Genomic DNA, 14,496 nt, shown 5'->3' with positions numbered 1-14,496 from the left:
GGCGCTTAATCGTTCGCCCCGCTGACGGCCTCTATTATCTCAGGCGCTAGTCTTCAAACTGATCCCATTTTTTACGTGCCTCGCGGGCAATAATCGTATTCTGACGGAACCATTCACTCTTGATTCTCTGAGTACGGACCAAATCAAGGTTGGCCTGCCACCATTTTTTCTTGAGTGACAGATGCGGGTCCGGATGCATATTGGCTTCATACCACTTGTGATGACTGACACGGGCCTGTTCCAGATTCGCTTTCCACCACTTTTTCTTGGTTTCAGTGGCCACCTCGTCACTGATTTCGTACCAGTGTTTCTCAGTAGGTGTGTTATCCAGATTGGCTTCGTACCATTTATGGCGTTTTTCACGCGCCTGTTTCAGATTAGCCTCACGGAATGCCAGCTTCCATTCGGTATCGCCCGCTTCTCTGAAGTCATACCAGTGACGCGTTGTCGGCGTATTGTCCAGATTGGCTTCGTACCATTTACGCTGATCACGTACCTTGGCGATGGCCTGTTGCAAATTAGCTTCGTACCATTTGCGTTTGGTCTCATGATGCACCACCTGATTGGCTTCATACCAATGCGTTTCAACCACTTTGGCCGGACGTTCATTGGCTTTGTACCATTTCAGGTTTTGATGGGCACGGTTAGCACTTTCAGAAAAGTATTTCTGCTTGGCGCGCTGGGTGCGGATCAGTTTCAGGTTGGATTCACGCCAGCGTTTTTTCAGTTCGGCGTGCGGGTCCGGATGCAAGTTGGCTTCATACCACTTGTGTCGTGAAATACGGGCCTGTTCCAGATTCGCTTTCCACCATTTTTTCTTGGTTTCCGTAGCCACTTCGTCACTGATTTCGTACCAGTGTTTCTCAGTGGGCGTGTTATCCAGATTGGCTTCGTACCATTTGGTGCGGGTTTCCCTCGCCTGTTCCAAGTTGAAGCGCATCCAGGCTTTTTTCACATCGCTGTACATTTCCTCACTGAAATGTTGCCAGCGCTTCTCCACCTCAGATGGCTGTTTATTGGCCTCATACCATTTGCGGGTAGCACGAACAGATTGGACAGCCTGATGCAGGTTCGCTGCATACCATTTGTTTTTAGTCTCCTGGTGCTGAACCAAGTTGGCTTTGTACCAAGGAATTTCTACCTCTTTAGCCGGACGTTTGTTGGCTTTGTACCAAGGTTTATCAGTCGTTGCAGCCGGTTTCAGGTTAGCTTCGTACCATTTGCTGCGGCTTTCACGTGCTGTCTTTAAATTCGCTTCGTACCACTTTGTTTTAATATCAAGTGTGCTACTCATTTTCATACCTCTCTGGGTAATTGCTAAACCCGATATTACATGAGTTGTCATCAAAGCAACAACAAAATAGCTCGCAGTATTGATCCTGATCAGTTCTTATTCGTAGCAGTGTTTTTCAGCTTTCACACGCTGTAAAGAGGCAATTTGCTGTTCGACATGGATCTGTCTTCTGTCCTCTTTCTCATCCACTAATGCCGAGTAACCCAGATAGCCCAGACCCAGCCAGCCTTCCACCAGAGGCACACTGTCAAACACCACAAGTGCAGTGGCCAGTTTATTCGTGCCATCCTCGTAGAACGGGGGTTTATAGCTATAGCGATAAGGATGTAACTGATTGATTTCCATATCCAATTGATAGCAAGTCAGTACCCGTACTCCAGCTTCAGCCTGTACCACCGGGGGCTCAAAATAAATCGGCTCGGTGGGCACCGGCGGCAAAGACATGGCTGCCGTCTGTCCCAGCCACAAACTGCTGATCAAGAAAATGAATCCACGCATAAAAGGGACTCCTGAATTATTAAATTTCAGTCAGTTTATCGGCATGCTGGATGCTGACATGAGCGCTTTACTTATTCCTGCTGACTGTCTTTTTCATGACGATGCAAATCAGCCCACTTTTTGAGTCGTTCTGCGACAGCGGCATTAAAACTGTTCGCGGTGAAATCACCCTTTTCATTGCGCTCGCCGGCATCCAGCCCGGACAACAGACTGAGCGCATCATTCACATGATGAATGGCATGAATATGAAACTGATCCTTGCTCACCGCATCAATGACTTCCTGCCTCAGCATCAGATGCTGCGCATTGGAAGCCGGGATAATGACGCCCTGCTTACCGGTGAGACCTCGCATTTTGCAGATATCGAAAAAGCCTTCAATCTTCTCGTTGACGCCACCAATGGCCTGAACATGGCCCTGCTGACTCAGTGAGCCGGTGATCGCATAAGACTGTTTCAGCGAGATGCCTGCCACCGATGACAGCAAGGCACAGAGTTCAGCCACACTGGCACTGTCACCATCCACTTCACCGTAGCTTTGCTCAAAGACAATGCTTGCCGACATCGATAATGGCGCATCGGCAGCATAGGTCTTGCCCAGATACCCACTGAGGATCAGCACGCCTTTACTGTGAATATCCCCACCCAGCTCGACTTCACGTTCAATATCAATAATATTGTCATCACCAAAACGGGCACTGGCGGTGACCCTGGAAGGCTGCGCGAAACTGAATCCGCCTATACTCAGCACTGACAGGGCGTTAACCTGACCAATCTGATTGCCAATCACATCAATATCGATAACCTGACGTTCAATCTGACTGTATATCTGTGAGCGCAAGCGATCCAGTCGCTGTTCACGCATATTAATGGCTGCCTGTACATGTTCACGTCCGACCAGCCTGGACTCTGACTGTTTGGCGAGATAAGACGCCTCCCGCAACAGATCGGTCATATCACCGAGATGCAGAGAAAACTTACTGTTTTCCTCAATCGAGCGGGCACTGTGCTCAATCACACGGGCCACTGCGGCACGCTCCATATGCAGCAGATTTTCCTTGTCGATCGTACTGGCCATCATACGGGCAAACAGCATATCGTTATCGGCACTGCGGGGCATATGTTCTTCAAAATCGGCCACCACCTTGAACAAGCCGGCAAACTCCGGATCCAGTTCATAGAGCAGGTAATACAAATGGCGATCGCCGAGCAGAACGACTTTCAGATCCAGCGGTATCGGCTCCGGTTCCAGTGAAACTGTCGCGACCAGGCTGTATATGCGTTCCAGCGCATCAAACCTGACTTCGCGTGATTTTAATGCCCGTTTCAGCCCTTCCCATCCGAAAGGCTGCATCAATAGCTGCTCGGCATCTACGATAAGATAGCCGCCGTTGGCCCGATGCACGGCACCGGCTTTAATCAGACTGAAATCGGTGACCAGCGCCCCCATCATCGCCATATTCTCGACACATCCGAGCAAGGTCTGATGGTGTGGCAGGTTTTCGTAGATAACCGGTGCGCCCTGCGTTTGTGAATTATCAACAACCAGATTGATTTGATAACGTTTGAGCAGACTATCCTCACCGGCAGCCTCTTCAGTCGAGCTGGCTTCCTGCTTGACGAAAGCATCCACGTTATCGCGGATATCTTTCAGCATCGCCTCGAAATAGAGCTGCAACTTGGTCGAACTGGGATAGGCATGTTTGATCTTATTGATATGCTTACTGATAACTTCAAGCGCGACCTCATCATTCAGCGCCTGCAATTTACGGAAATTGTCACGTTCCCACTCGCGCAGCTCCAGTAGGGTGTGCTGCAGTTCTTCATGCAGATCGGCAATGGCGTCTTCCGTTTTCTCCTGCTCATGCGCCGGCAGTTGCTCAAATTCTTCAGAGGTCATCGCCTGCCCCTTACGCTGGGCGGCAAAGGCATAGCTGCCATCCTGCATTCGCAGCAGCACGATACCTTTACGATCCGCCTCGGCTTGCAGCACACCAAATAACCTGACCCGGTGTTTACGCGCTGCTTCTTCCAGGGAGCGCATGCGGCCACGATAATATTCGTCATCAAACGCCTGTGGCAGTTCGGTTTCCAGGTGGCCGATAATGGTCTCTATATCCTGCCTGAGCTGGTTGCCCTGCCCAGCCGGTAATGACACGGCCCAGGGCTTTTGCGGATCAGCAAAGTTATTGAGATAGGCCCAGTCCTTGGCGCGTGCGTGATGGCGTGAATGCTCATCCAGAAAGCGCTTGACCATGGTGTATTTACCCACACCCGCAGGCCCCATGATAAAGAGGTTATAGCCTTCGGCATCGATATTGACACCGAAATCGATGGCGCTCAGCGCCCGGTCCTGGCCGATAATGGTGGGGAGTGTTTCGAGCTCGGCTGTGGTTTTGAATTGCCAGTTATTCGGGTCACAATGCTGATAAAGATCATTGACCTGTAGTTCGGTACGTCTCTGCATGGTGTTCCCTGTTTGAATGCGTTACCTTAAGCTTAGGTCAGCCGTTACAGATAGGCAACAGAACAATTACGGAGTCATCGATGTCACAGGATTACGAGGAAAAACGGTCATTCACCAGAATGCGGGTTGAAACAACAGTGCGTTTCAGTGTGAATAGAAACAGTGACATCACTTATGAGGGGTTAAGCCGGGATCTGAGCGCCACAGGTCTGCTGATGCAGGCGGATTATGCGCCACCGCTGGGCGCAGAATTACACCTGGAAATGCACACCGACAATGAACGCCTGCCGCCGTTTGTGGCCGATGGCGAAGTGTTGCGGGTGGAAGCGGATCCGGCTGAGAGCGGCAAATATTTAATTTCGGTGGCGCTGAACAGCACCCAGTAGCATAAAGTCAGTCAGATCCAGTAACTGCTGCGGGTCATGACTTTGGACACCAGCCCCATCAACTTGGTGACCGGTGTCGGTAACATGGCCCCGCCGGCTTCCAGTGCCTTGGTACCATGCTGGGCTTCATCGATCTTCATCTGCTCCAGCACGGCGCGGCTTTTCTGGTCCCGTTCACTGATAATTTTCAGGTGCCCGTCGATATGTTCAACGACCTGCTTTTCAGTTTCGGCCACAAATCCCAGACTCCATTTGTCGCCAATTTTGCCGGCGATCGCTCCCAGTGTGAAAGAGCCTGCATACCAGAACGGGTTGAGCACACTGGTATGTGAAGATAAAGCATCAAGCCGTTGCTGACACCAGACCAGATGATCATTTTCTTCTCTGGCCGCGACTTCCATTGCTTCTCTGACTTTAGGAAGCTTTGCTGTCAGTGCCTGACCTTGATACAAGGCCTGCGCCGACACTTCACCGGCATGGTTCACCCGCATCAGGCCGGCTGACTGTTTACGCTCCAGTGCGGTCAGTTCGGTTTCTTCAAGTTCTTCACCCGGTGTTGGTCTTGACGTAGTTTCCGGTTGACCCGCTACCGTTGTCAGGGCTTTATCAAACTCGATTATAAATTTGTCGAACAGGCTGTAGTGTCTTTCGCTCATGAGGGCGTCTGTTTGTAGCAATCCTAAAACAATTCTACATCACCGTGGGCAAGTTTTGATACTGGCTGAATATGGCCCTCTGCGACCAGTTGCCTGTAGCTTTGCACCTGATTACGACCATTCTGCTTGGCAAAATACAAGGCTTCGTCAGCTTCACCAATGACATCTGAAGGTGATTGCTGATGGCTGATCTCGACAAAACCAATGCTTGTTGTCACTTGCTTGAGCTGCGGGAAGTCATAGTCTGCGATCATCTGCCGGATGCGTTCGAAGGTATTCATCGCATCGGTTTCATCGGGAGCCTTGAGCACCACAACAAACTCTTCTCCACCGTAACGATAGACCAGATCATCATCACGGATCACGCCGGAAGTCATCAGGCGTGCGACCAGAATAATGACCTCGTCACCATAGAGGTGGCCGTAATTGTCATTAATCGATTTGAAATGGTCGATATCAATTACGCCCAACCAGTATTTAATGGCATAGGTACGACGACGGGAATCATTGGGAGAAGACACTGCCTCCTCCAGGTGATCGCTCTGTCTGACCAGAATTTTGGTGATTTCATTATCCAGCGTTTCGCGGTTGTATAAACCGGTCAGCTTGTCTTTCTGGGTTTTCTCAATCAGGGCAAGATAATTGGAATACACGCGCAGAATACCGTAGACAAGACGCTGGTCGCTGGCTGAAGGCAGCGTGTCAGTGGAGATCAGTAATACCGCGAAGATATCGCCATGGGAATCAAAGGCTGGGTAGACCACATGCCAGTCGCCTTTCTCGTTACTACTCAGTTCCACATCACCGGTTTCGATGGCACGGTAAATCGCGGCGCTAATCTCTGACTCACCACTCAACAGCTTGGGATTGTCATCGGTGGAGACAATCACACTGTTGACACAAAAGGCCAGCAGACTCAGTTCGTGACCATCACTTAGCTCACGCACCCGGAACAGCCGCAAATCCTGGGTTGGAAACAACTCATTGAGTGTTTTGAGTAGACTCTTCTCGAGTACATGCCGATCGTGATGGCTGGTGATTTCAGCCAGATTATCCACGATTCGAATACTGTTATGGATCATGCCACGTGCCTTGTCTGCTTATTCTGCATTTTTCCCTTGCTCCGCACCCATACGTGATAAAGATCACAAAATCCTGACAGATTAGTCTAATTCCTGCCGCGTAGCAATCGTTACTATTTGATTTATTGGGAGTTTCCGAATTTTATTTTTTCAGAAAGTGTTCCAGCGTATCGGCCAGTTCGCGCGGCTGAAACTTTGACACATAAGCATCAGCACCAATCCCACGCCCCATTGCCTGATTGGCCTGCGCCGTCAGCGACGAATGCATGATAACGGGCAGATGCGACAAACGGGGATCAGCTTTAATTTTCTGGGTTAACACATAACCGTCCATTTCCGGCATTTCCACATCGGTCAGCACCGCCTGGATCTCAGTGGTGATGTCACGGCCTTCCTGGTCGCATTGATCCGCAAGCTTGCTCAGTAACTGCCAGGCTTCTGCGCCGTTCACTGCGCCCAGATGATTAACGCCCATCACATCCAGCGTTTTTTTGATTTGTTTGCGGGCTATATTGGAATCATCGGCAAACAACAGGCGGTACTGGTGATGCTCACCAATGTGACGGATACCATCAAATACGCTTTCATCGTAGAACTCACCGGCATCGGCCAGCACTTTCTCCACATCCATAATCATCACAAGGCGATTATCACTCAGTTCTGCTACAGCGGTGACGAGGCCGCCCAACCGCTTGGAAATCAGTTGCGGTGGTTCTTTTACCTGCTCCCAGTTAAGTCGCTGGATAGTATCCACTGAACTGACCAGAAAGCCCTGTACATGCGTGTTATACTCGGTGATCATCAGAATCCGGGGTTCGTCCCTGGACTGTAGATGGCAGAATTTCTGCAGATTGATGATTGGAACCATATCCCCGCGCAAACTGACAAACCCTTCAATGCCGTCCGGCATTTCCGGCGCCGAAGTAATCTCGGGAATATTCAAAACCTCGCGTACTTTGAATACGTTAATGCCGAACACTTCATTGCGTCCGGTTGCATCACTGGTGCCTAGGTTGAATAAGAGTACTTCCAAGTGGTTGGTGCCGGCGAGCTTGGTGCGCTCGTCAATGGAATCGATAAATGTAGCCATAAAATTTCCCGCTATACCCGCTGTCATGATGTGACAGACTTCTCATAAATTGAATAGCGGACATTATCATGAAATCTTGAGCAAACATCGACAAATGTGATCAAGGCGGTTTGGGAATGGTATTGAAATAGCCGGCAGGCTTAGGCATATTGCTGTACTATAAGACTATGCCATGAGCGGCGAAGCCCTGTCTGGACAAATGAGACATGTGCACCGGACGGCATTCTGATATTCCGCCAGACCAGAATTAAGTTCTGTGGCGCGGGAGAAAATAAATTACAATGGATTTTTTAAATGAAGCGGCAACGAAGAAGTGTTGCCATTCGGAAGTGGTGCCCAGGGGGAGACTCGAACTCCCACGTACATAAGTACACTAGCACCTGAAGCTAGCGCGTCTACCAATTCCGCCACCTGGGCTGAAGAAGGCGCAAAGATTACAGAGTGAATTTGAAACTGTCAATGACTAATAACAAGAAAAACGATCCCAACTTCGAGCGTGAAGCCGAGAAATACGATAACCCCATCCCGAGCAGAGAGTTTATCCTCTCGATTTTAAAGCAAAATAATGTCCCCCTGACCCGTAAAGGTATTGCCAAATTACTGAACATCACAGGGGAAGACGAACACGAAGCTTTAAGACGTCGACTACGGGCAATGGAGCGTGACGGGCAACTATTGCGCAATCGTAAGGGCGCTTACGGTGTTCTTTCCAAAATGAACCTGGTCAGCGGTCGGGTGATGGGACATCCCGAAGGCTATGGCTTTTTAATCCCTGATGAAGGTGGTGAAGACCTTTTCCTGGGTGAACGCGAGATGCGCAGTGTCCTGCATGGCGATCGCGCCCTCGCCCGCATCACCGGTGTCGATCGCAGAGGTCGCAAGGAAGGCGCCATAGTCGAAGTCACCCACCGTGCTAATACTCACCTCGTGGGTCGTCTCATACGTGATGCCGGCATCTATTTTGTGATCCCCAATAATCGCCGTATCAGTCAGGATATTCTGATTCCGCCGGAAGCGCTTATCGGTGCCAAGGAAAATCAGATTGTCGAAATCGAGATCACTGAAAACCCGAATGTCCATCGTTCACCGCTGGGGCGGGTGGTGGAAATCATCGGTGACCATATGGCACCGGGCATGGAAATCGATATTGCCCTGCGCGACTTTGAACTGCCGCATGTATGGTCAGATAAAGCCCTGCAGCAGGCAGAGCAGTTTGGTGACAGCATTCCCCAGGATGCCATTGAAGGGCGGCTGGATTTACGCGATATGCCATTGGTCACAATCGATGGTGAAGATGCTCGTGACTTTGATGATGCGGTCTGCGCGGAGCGGATGGACAATGGCAACTGGCGTCTATGGGTAGCCATTGCTGATGTATCACATTATGTGCAACCGGAGAGCCCGCTTGATCTGGATGCCGGTGAACGCGGTACTTCGGTTTATTTCCCCAGCCAGGTCATACCAATGTTGCCGGAAGCCTTGTCCAACGGTCTCTGTTCATTAAACCCTGAAGTTGAGCGGCTGTGTCTGGTCTGTGAAATGGAAATCAACCAGGAAGGCAAGACCGAATCGCACAGATTCCACGAAGCGGTGATGTATTCAAAGGCCCGCCTTACCTATGACAAGGTGGCAGCCATGCTGGTTGATGGCGATAAGACACTGCGCGAGCAGTATCAGCACGTCTTGCCAACGCTTGAAACCATGTATGAACTGTTCAAAGTCATGCTCAAGGCACGCGATGAACGTGGTGCCATCGACTTTGAAATGACCGAAACCCATTTCCTGTTTGATGAAAACCGTAAAATCAGCTCGATTCAGCCACGCGAACGCAACGATGCCCATCGCTTGATTGAAGAATTCATGATAGCCGCCAATGTCAGTGCCGCCCGCTTCCTGCTTGAGCATAAGCTGCCGGTTCTTTATCGCGTGCATGAATCCCCGTCAGAAGAAAAACTGAGCGGACTGCGTGACTTTCTGGGCGAACTGGGGCTGTTCCTCGGCGGTGGAGATGATCCGCAACCACGTCACTATGCTTCCTTGCTGGCAACAGCCAGTAAACGACCGGATGGCCACCTGCTGCAGACCGTCATGCTGCGCAGTATGAAGCAGGCAGTCTACAGCCCGGAAAATATCGGTCACTTCGGGCTGGCACTGGATGCCTATGCGCATTTTACCTCTCCCATACGCCGCTATCCGGATCTGCTGGTCCATCGTGCCATCCGTCACATCATTAGCGGTCGCAAAGTCAGCAAATGGCGCTATTCACACGAAGACATGGTGCAACTGGGTGATCACTGTTCGATGACCAGCCGCCGTGCTGATGAAGCGACCCGTGATGTCAGTGACTGGCTCAAATGTGAATATATGCGGGATCGCGTCGGTGAAACCCATCAGGGCGTGATCAGCGGTGTGACTGGTTTCGGTCTGTTCGTCGAACTCAGTGACATTTACATAGAAGGCCTGGTCCATGTCACTTCTTTAAAGAATGATTATTATCAGTTCGATGCCACTGGTCACCGACTGACCGGTGAACGCACCCGCAAGGTTTACCGGCTGGGTGACACACTGACCGTGAAAGTAGTCCGCGTCGATCTGGATGAAAAGAAAATCGATCTGGAACTGGTATAGCGATAAGCCGCTCTTGCAGCGGCTTCATCACGGTTAATCTTAGCTGTAAACACAGATTTTCCTTGACCAGAAAAATAAAGACAGTAAAATTATCGTCTTTCTAAAGCACGGGGCTGCAAACGCCCCGCTTTCTGCAAAAAATTAATGGTGAGTGTAGCTCAGTTGGTAGAGTCCCGGATTGTGATTCCGGTTGTCGTGGGTTCGAGCCCCATCACTCACCCCATTTTTTGCTTTCCATCCGGTTCCCCAACTAGCAGCTTTACCAAGACTCCCTGCCTGTGCTCCTATCCAGCGCTGTATTTGAGATTCTGAGCGGCGTTGGCGAACCTCAGTTTTACCTGACTTCAATAACTTAGCGATGCCATGTAAAAGTAGCAGGCAAATGACTTGCAGAGTCACTGCCTCGTACGTATAATGCGCTTCTTCATTGCCGGTGTAGCTCAGTTGGTAGAGCAACTGATTTGTAATCAGTGGGTCGTAGGTTCAAGTCCTATCACCGGCTCCAGAACAAATAAAGGGCCATGCTTTTGCATGGCCCTTTTTTGTTTCCGTCGTCTTTCTGCTCCGCTGCAAAGCCAGAATTTTTATTCACAATATCTGTGGATAAGTCTGTGGGTATCAGACGCAAAAAGTCTTAAGCTGTTCCCAGCATGAATAATAATGCCACTGCTCAAAAAAGCGCCAGCAGCCCGTTTTGCTCAATGCGATGTCGACATTGCATCTGTCAGTCTCGCTGATTATGCTTGGTCAGACAGGCAGCGTCTGTGAGCAAAAAAAGTTTCCTTTTATCCAGCAAGCTAATCCGAGGTTGTTACGTAATGGCGGAAAATACCAAACAAATCATGATCTTACGTCACGCCAAGGCAGAGCCAGACTCTCCAGCCGGTGATTTTTACAGAGCGCTGAATGAAACCGGCAGACAACAGGCAGTCAATTTGGGCCAGGCTTTGCTTGAACAGAAACTGATTCCGCAATCGATATACAGCTCCTCGGCTAAACGCACTTTACAGACAGCTGAAATAGTCTGTGAACAACTCTCGATCGACAGACATGGTATAAGCCCGCGCGACGCCCTTTATCTGGCTGACACAGATACCTTTCTGTCACTTTTTCACGCACTCAGCGAGCGTATCAGCCGCGTCCTGATAGTGGGACACAATCCAGCACTGGAGGATCTGGTTGATGCTTTAAGCCGGACTGATTTCATCAGTGATCAGCCCAATGGCAAACGCCTGCTGCCGGCCTCGCTGGTTCTGCTCGAATTTGACGGCGAATGGGCGGATCTCAAAGCTGATAGCTGCGAACTAAAACAACGGATTCACGGTAAACTGCTAAAGAAGCACTGAATGGCAGTGCTCCGGCCTGCCAGGTATTGCAAACCCTGCTCCTCGCTGAACTGTCGAACATCAAACACTGGCGCAAAGTCGCGATTCAAGGCCGGGACCCTGAAGGTGTTCATCAACTCAGGATCAGTCTGCGTAAGATGCGTAGCGCCCTGACCATTTTCAGTCCGGTGATTAGACCTGCTTACCGCCAGCAGTGGCGACGTCGACTGAAGCAGTTGGCAAAGCAATTGGATGCGGCGCGTGATCTGGATGTGTTTCTGCTGACACATTTCAGTGGAACCGCATCAGACTCTCAGCTGTATGGGGCTTTGGATAAGAAAAAGGCCAGACTATACAAACAGCTTTGCAGCACCCTCAAATCAGGCAAGTTCAACAAACGTCGGCGTCAACTTAAAAAAGCACTGGCGCAGACAAACTGGCAAAAAAAATATTGCTGTCGTCAGACCCTGTCTTTGCGCTCGCTGGCTCAGCAACAACTGAATACGCTTTATCAGAACCTGCAGACACAGACCCAGGAATTACACTTGAATGATGAAGCGGCCCTGCACCAGCTTCGTATTAGTTTCAAGCAATTGCGTTATGGCTGTGAGTTTCTTGAGCCGGCGCTGGACGGCACCACGAGCCAGAGCTTCATCAATATGATGAAAGCATTGCAGGACCAGTTGGGTGATATTCATGATGCGGCAGTGCAGCAGACAATGCTGGCAGACTTGCCGGTGGCAGCACAGGATGAATTTCAGACTATTCTAGATGAGAGCCAGCGTAACAGTGAGCATCTAAAGAAAACGCTGCGACAACAGCTCAGGCGATTTAATAACATGCCACCGCCATGGCAAAACCTCAGTTCGGTGTCAGAATTCGGCTGAGTGGCGCTGTATCAACGAGTAAATCGGCCAGCGTATATTTATCGAGCACCTGATACAGCGCCTGTTGCGATTCCCGTAGAATCCCCGTCAGCCTGCATACCGGAATCAAACAGCACTCGCCCTTGCCCTGGACACAGGGAAGCAGCCCCTCGTCGCCTTCAGTCTGGCGGATAACCTCGCCCAGATTGATGGCCTCAACAGCCCGGTTCAGCCTGAGCCCACCCCCCTTACCACGGGTGGTTTTGATATAACCGGCTCTGGCCAGGAAATGGACCACCTTGGTCAGATGGTTTTCAGAGATTTGATAGCGTTCTGCAATATCTCCAATCGTCACCCGCTGTTCCTGCTGTATGGCAAGATACATCAGGACACGCATGGAATAATCTGAAAAAGTCGTGAGGTGCATGAATGGCGGACTGCTATCTGGTGTTGTTTAATAATCTCATTCTACAGACATCATCAGCGACTCAGAAAATAAATCAGCACCAGGTTGCAGAGGAACAGTAACACCGCCATTGCACGCCAGAACCCCACTGGATTACGCTGCATTAAAGGCAGTTGCTCTTCACGCAGAAAATCGGGGTTGGGTGTGATCAGATCCGACTCGAATTCTGATAAAGCTTCATAACGTGATTCCGGTGACAACTGCACCGCCCTGCGTATAGCTTTATCGACCCAGTGGGGAATGTCATTGATGGATTCACTGACCGAGCGATAACGCAAGCGGTTCAGGCCGGCCTGGTCACGCACCGCTGCCAGTTTGTCGCCGTAGGGCAGCTTACCGGTGAGCATCTGGTAGACAATACAGCCCAGTGCAAATAGATCCGATTGTGTGGAGCCCGGTCTGCCAATCAGATATTCCGGTGCGGTGTAATGCTTGGTACCGAGCAGTTCGCGTCGCTCCACTGGTGTCGAAATATCCGCGATACCGGCGATTTTGGTGGAACCGAAGTCAATGATTTTCAGCACCCCATCGTGACTGATCATGATATTGCCGGGTTTCAGATCCTGATGCAGCATATCCAGCCGGTGAAATGCCCTTAAACCGGAGGCAATCTGCGGTACCAGTTCACGCACCGATTTGAGATCCAGCGTGCCGACATCATCCAGCCACTGCTCCAGCGTTTTACCGTTAACATATTCAAGCACGTAATAAAGAAAGCGCCGTGGTCGTTTCTGCTCAATAGTGCGAACCACATGGGGGTTATCAATTCGACGACCAATCCATTCTTCCAGCTGAAAGCGTTCAAGATAAGCCGGATCATCCTCAAAATTCACTGACGGTGTTTTAATAACCACCCTCTCGCCGGTTTCGGTATCTACAGCGAGATAGAGCTGGCTGGTGGAGCTGGCATGCAGCTCACGGCTGATTCTATACCCGTCAAGAATCACGCCTTCGTATAATTCCGGCGGGAAAGGCAGCGCAGTCAGCTGTGCAAAAACTTCGTTGGGATCCTGTGTTGGCAGTTGTTCCACCGCCAGAATCAGACAACTGACATTATCCATACTGCCCTGTTGCAATGCCTGCTCACACAGCTGGTGGGCCAGCGTATCCGGATCACTATTTTCGCCACCGAGCAAACTCCGCAACTGCTTATGACTAAGCACATCATGGATGCCATCGGTCGTAAACAAAAAGCGGTCGCCCACCTCAACCGTCAGCGACTTGTAATCAATATCCAGACAGTAATCGACACCGAAAGCCCGCCCCAGATATTCCTTATTCTCATCTATGCGGATGCGGTGATCGGTAGTCAGTTGCTCCAATTCACCATCGCGATAAAGATAAATACGTGAGTCGCCAACATGAAACAGATGCGCCGTGATCGATTTGATCACCATCGCACTGAATGTGCTCGCAAGCCCCCGGGAGGCGTCCTTGAAATGACTGCTCTGTCCATGCAGCCAGGTATTGATTGCAGTCAGCACTTTGCCGCCGGATTGCTTGACAGACCAGGAATCCGGGGTACTGAAATAATCGCTGATAAAACCGGTCACACAGGCCTGGCTGGCCTGTTTGCCCTCGGCACTGCTGCTGATACCATCTGCCAGCGCACAGACCACACCCTTGGTATCGAGCAACGCCGGGTTGCCGGGCACGGAAAAGCCCAGTGAATCCTGATTCTCGGGCTTTCGCCCTTTATCAGAATACTGGCCAACCCTGACCTTTAACCTGGCTACCATG

12 protein-coding genes and 3 tRNA genes are annotated in these 14,496 nt (G+C 50.5%); 6 read left to right on the top strand and 9 right to left on the bottom strand.

Features of this window, described 5'->3' with window-relative positions; all coding sequences use genetic code 11:
• Nucleotides 1-46 precede the first annotated feature (46 nt).
• The 3 genes from FH755_RS11265 to FH755_RS11255 form a co-directional block, all read right to left on the bottom strand.
• The gene (locus tag FH755_RS11265; protein ID WP_292441213.1) at nucleotides 47-1,294 is read right to left on the bottom strand and encodes a hypothetical protein; all 1,248 of its coding nucleotides are present in this window, start codon (nucleotides 1,292-1,294) and stop codon (nucleotides 47-49) included.
• Nucleotides 1,295-1,390: 96 nt separating this feature from the next.
• Entirely contained in the window at nucleotides 1,391-1,792 is a 402-nt protein-coding gene (locus FH755_RS11260; RefSeq protein WP_292441212.1) for a hypothetical protein, read from the bottom strand.
• 71 nt (nucleotides 1,793-1,863) lie between these two features.
• Nucleotides 1,864-4,257 carry a Lon protease family protein gene (locus FH755_RS11255; protein ID WP_292441211.1) on the bottom strand — a complete coding sequence of 798 codons (2,394 nt, stop codon included), beginning with the start codon at nucleotides 4,255-4,257 and terminating at the stop codon, nucleotides 1,864-1,866.
• 80 nt (nucleotides 4,258-4,337) lie between these two features.
• On the opposite strand from FH755_RS11255, the gene FH755_RS11250 reads away from it, so the two are divergent.
• On the top strand, nucleotides 4,338-4,643 hold the full coding sequence (locus FH755_RS11250) for a PilZ domain-containing protein (RefSeq protein ID WP_292441210.1): 306 nt from the start codon (nucleotides 4,338-4,340) through the stop codon (nucleotides 4,641-4,643).
• An 11-nt stretch (nucleotides 4,644-4,654) separates the two neighbouring features.
• Here the strand turns inward: FH755_RS11250 and coq7 are convergent, their stop codons facing one another.
• The 4 genes from coq7 to FH755_RS11230 form a co-directional block, all read right to left on the bottom strand.
• Complete coding sequence (gene coq7 / locus FH755_RS11245; protein WP_292441209.1) at nucleotides 4,655-5,299, bottom strand: 2-polyprenyl-3-methyl-6-methoxy-1,4-benzoquinone monooxygenase; 645 nt, start codon at nucleotides 5,297-5,299, stop codon at nucleotides 4,655-4,657.
• A gap of 23 nt (nucleotides 5,300-5,322) precedes the next feature.
• Nucleotides 5,323-6,381, bottom strand: coding sequence for a GGDEF domain-containing protein (locus FH755_RS11240; RefSeq protein WP_292441208.1), 1,059 nt, complete (start codon nucleotides 6,379-6,381; stop codon nucleotides 5,323-5,325).
• A 142-nt stretch (nucleotides 6,382-6,523) separates the two neighbouring features.
• Nucleotides 6,524-7,471 (bottom strand): chemotaxis protein, encoded by a 948-nt coding sequence (locus tag FH755_RS11235; RefSeq protein WP_292441207.1) that lies wholly within the window; start codon nucleotides 7,469-7,471, stop codon nucleotides 6,524-6,526.
• A 330-nt stretch (nucleotides 7,472-7,801) separates the two neighbouring features.
• Nucleotides 7,802-7,888 (bottom strand) — tRNA-Leu (locus FH755_RS11230).
• A gap of 42 nt (nucleotides 7,889-7,930) precedes the next feature.
• Between FH755_RS11230 and rnr the strand changes: the two genes are divergently transcribed.
• The 5 genes from rnr (at nucleotide 7,931) to FH755_RS11205 (ending at nucleotide 12,311) form a co-directional block, all read left to right on the top strand.
• Complete coding sequence (rnr, locus tag FH755_RS11225; protein ID WP_292441206.1) at nucleotides 7,931-10,099, top strand: ribonuclease R; 2,169 nt, start codon at nucleotides 7,931-7,933, stop codon at nucleotides 10,097-10,099.
• A gap of 147 nt (nucleotides 10,100-10,246) precedes the next feature.
• Nucleotides 10,247-10,322 (top strand) — tRNA-His (locus FH755_RS11220).
• A gap of 206 nt (nucleotides 10,323-10,528) precedes the next feature.
• Nucleotides 10,529-10,604, top strand: a tRNA-Thr gene (locus tag FH755_RS11215).
• 313 nt (nucleotides 10,605-10,917) lie between these two features.
• Entirely contained in the window at nucleotides 10,918-11,445 is a 528-nt protein-coding gene (locus FH755_RS11210) for a histidine phosphatase family protein (RefSeq protein WP_292441205.1), read from the top strand.
• A 26-nt stretch (nucleotides 11,446-11,471) separates the two neighbouring features.
• A complete protein-coding gene (locus FH755_RS11205) occupies nucleotides 11,472-12,311 on the top strand; it encodes a CHAD domain-containing protein (protein WP_292441204.1) in 840 nt (279 codons plus the stop codon).
• On the opposite strand, the gene FH755_RS11200 is transcribed toward FH755_RS11205, so the two are convergent.
• Together FH755_RS11200 and FH755_RS11195 are read right to left on the bottom strand one after the other, a co-directional pair.
• Entirely contained in the window at nucleotides 12,286-12,717 is a 432-nt protein-coding gene (locus tag FH755_RS11200; RefSeq protein WP_292441203.1) for an Rrf2 family transcriptional regulator, read from the bottom strand. The two genes, FH755_RS11205 and FH755_RS11200, sit on opposite strands and share 26 nt — an antisense overlap.
• A gap of 53 nt (nucleotides 12,718-12,770) precedes the next feature.
• Complete coding sequence (locus tag FH755_RS11195) at nucleotides 12,771-14,495, bottom strand: bifunctional protein-serine/threonine kinase/phosphatase (RefSeq protein WP_292441202.1); 1,725 nt, start codon at nucleotides 14,493-14,495, stop codon at nucleotides 12,771-12,773.
• Nucleotide 14,496: the final 1 nt, after the last annotated feature.

Source organism: Methylophaga sp. (assembly GCF_009711715.1).
Taxonomy (GTDB): domain Bacteria; phylum Pseudomonadota; class Gammaproteobacteria; order Nitrosococcales; family Methylophagaceae; genus Methylophaga.
Note: the sequence above shows the minus strand (reverse complement) of the source record. Positions and strands in the feature narration are given on the sequence as shown.

Bases quoted from the DNA above. Each gene is read 5' to 3' on its own strand.
- FH755_RS11265 (WP_292441213.1), bottom strand. From the start codon at position 1,294: ATGAGTAGCACACTTGATATTAAAACAAAGTGGTACGAAGCGAATTTA.
- FH755_RS11260 (WP_292441212.1), bottom strand. From the start codon at position 1,792: ATGCGTGGATTCATTTTCTTGATCAGCAGTTTGTGGCTGGGACAGACG.
- FH755_RS11255 (WP_292441211.1), bottom strand. From the start codon at position 4,257: ATGCAGAGACGTACCGAACTACAGGTCAATGATCTTTATCAGCATTGT.
- FH755_RS11250 (WP_292441210.1), top strand. From the start codon at position 4,338: ATGTCACAGGATTACGAGGAAAAACGGTCATTCACCAGAATGCGGGTT.
- coq7 (WP_292441209.1), bottom strand. From the start codon at position 5,299: ATGAGCGAAAGACACTACAGCCTGTTCGACAAATTTATAATCGAGTTT.
- FH755_RS11240 (WP_292441208.1), bottom strand. From the start codon at position 6,381: ATGATCCATAACAGTATTCGAATCGTGGATAATCTGGCTGAAATCACC.
- FH755_RS11235 (WP_292441207.1), bottom strand. From the start codon at position 7,471: ATGGCTACATTTATCGATTCCATTGACGAGCGCACCAAGCTCGCCGGC.
- rnr (WP_292441206.1), top strand. From the start codon at position 7,931: ATGACTAATAACAAGAAAAACGATCCCAACTTCGAGCGTGAAGCCGAG.
- FH755_RS11210 (WP_292441205.1), top strand. From the start codon at position 10,918: ATGGCGGAAAATACCAAACAAATCATGATCTTACGTCACGCCAAGGCA.
- FH755_RS11200 (WP_292441203.1), bottom strand. From the start codon at position 12,717: ATGCACCTCACGACTTTTTCAGATTATTCCATGCGTGTCCTGATGTAT.
- FH755_RS11195 (WP_292441202.1), bottom strand. From the start codon at position 14,495: ATGGTAGCCAGGTTAAAGGTCAGGGTTGGCCAGTATTCTGATAAAGGG.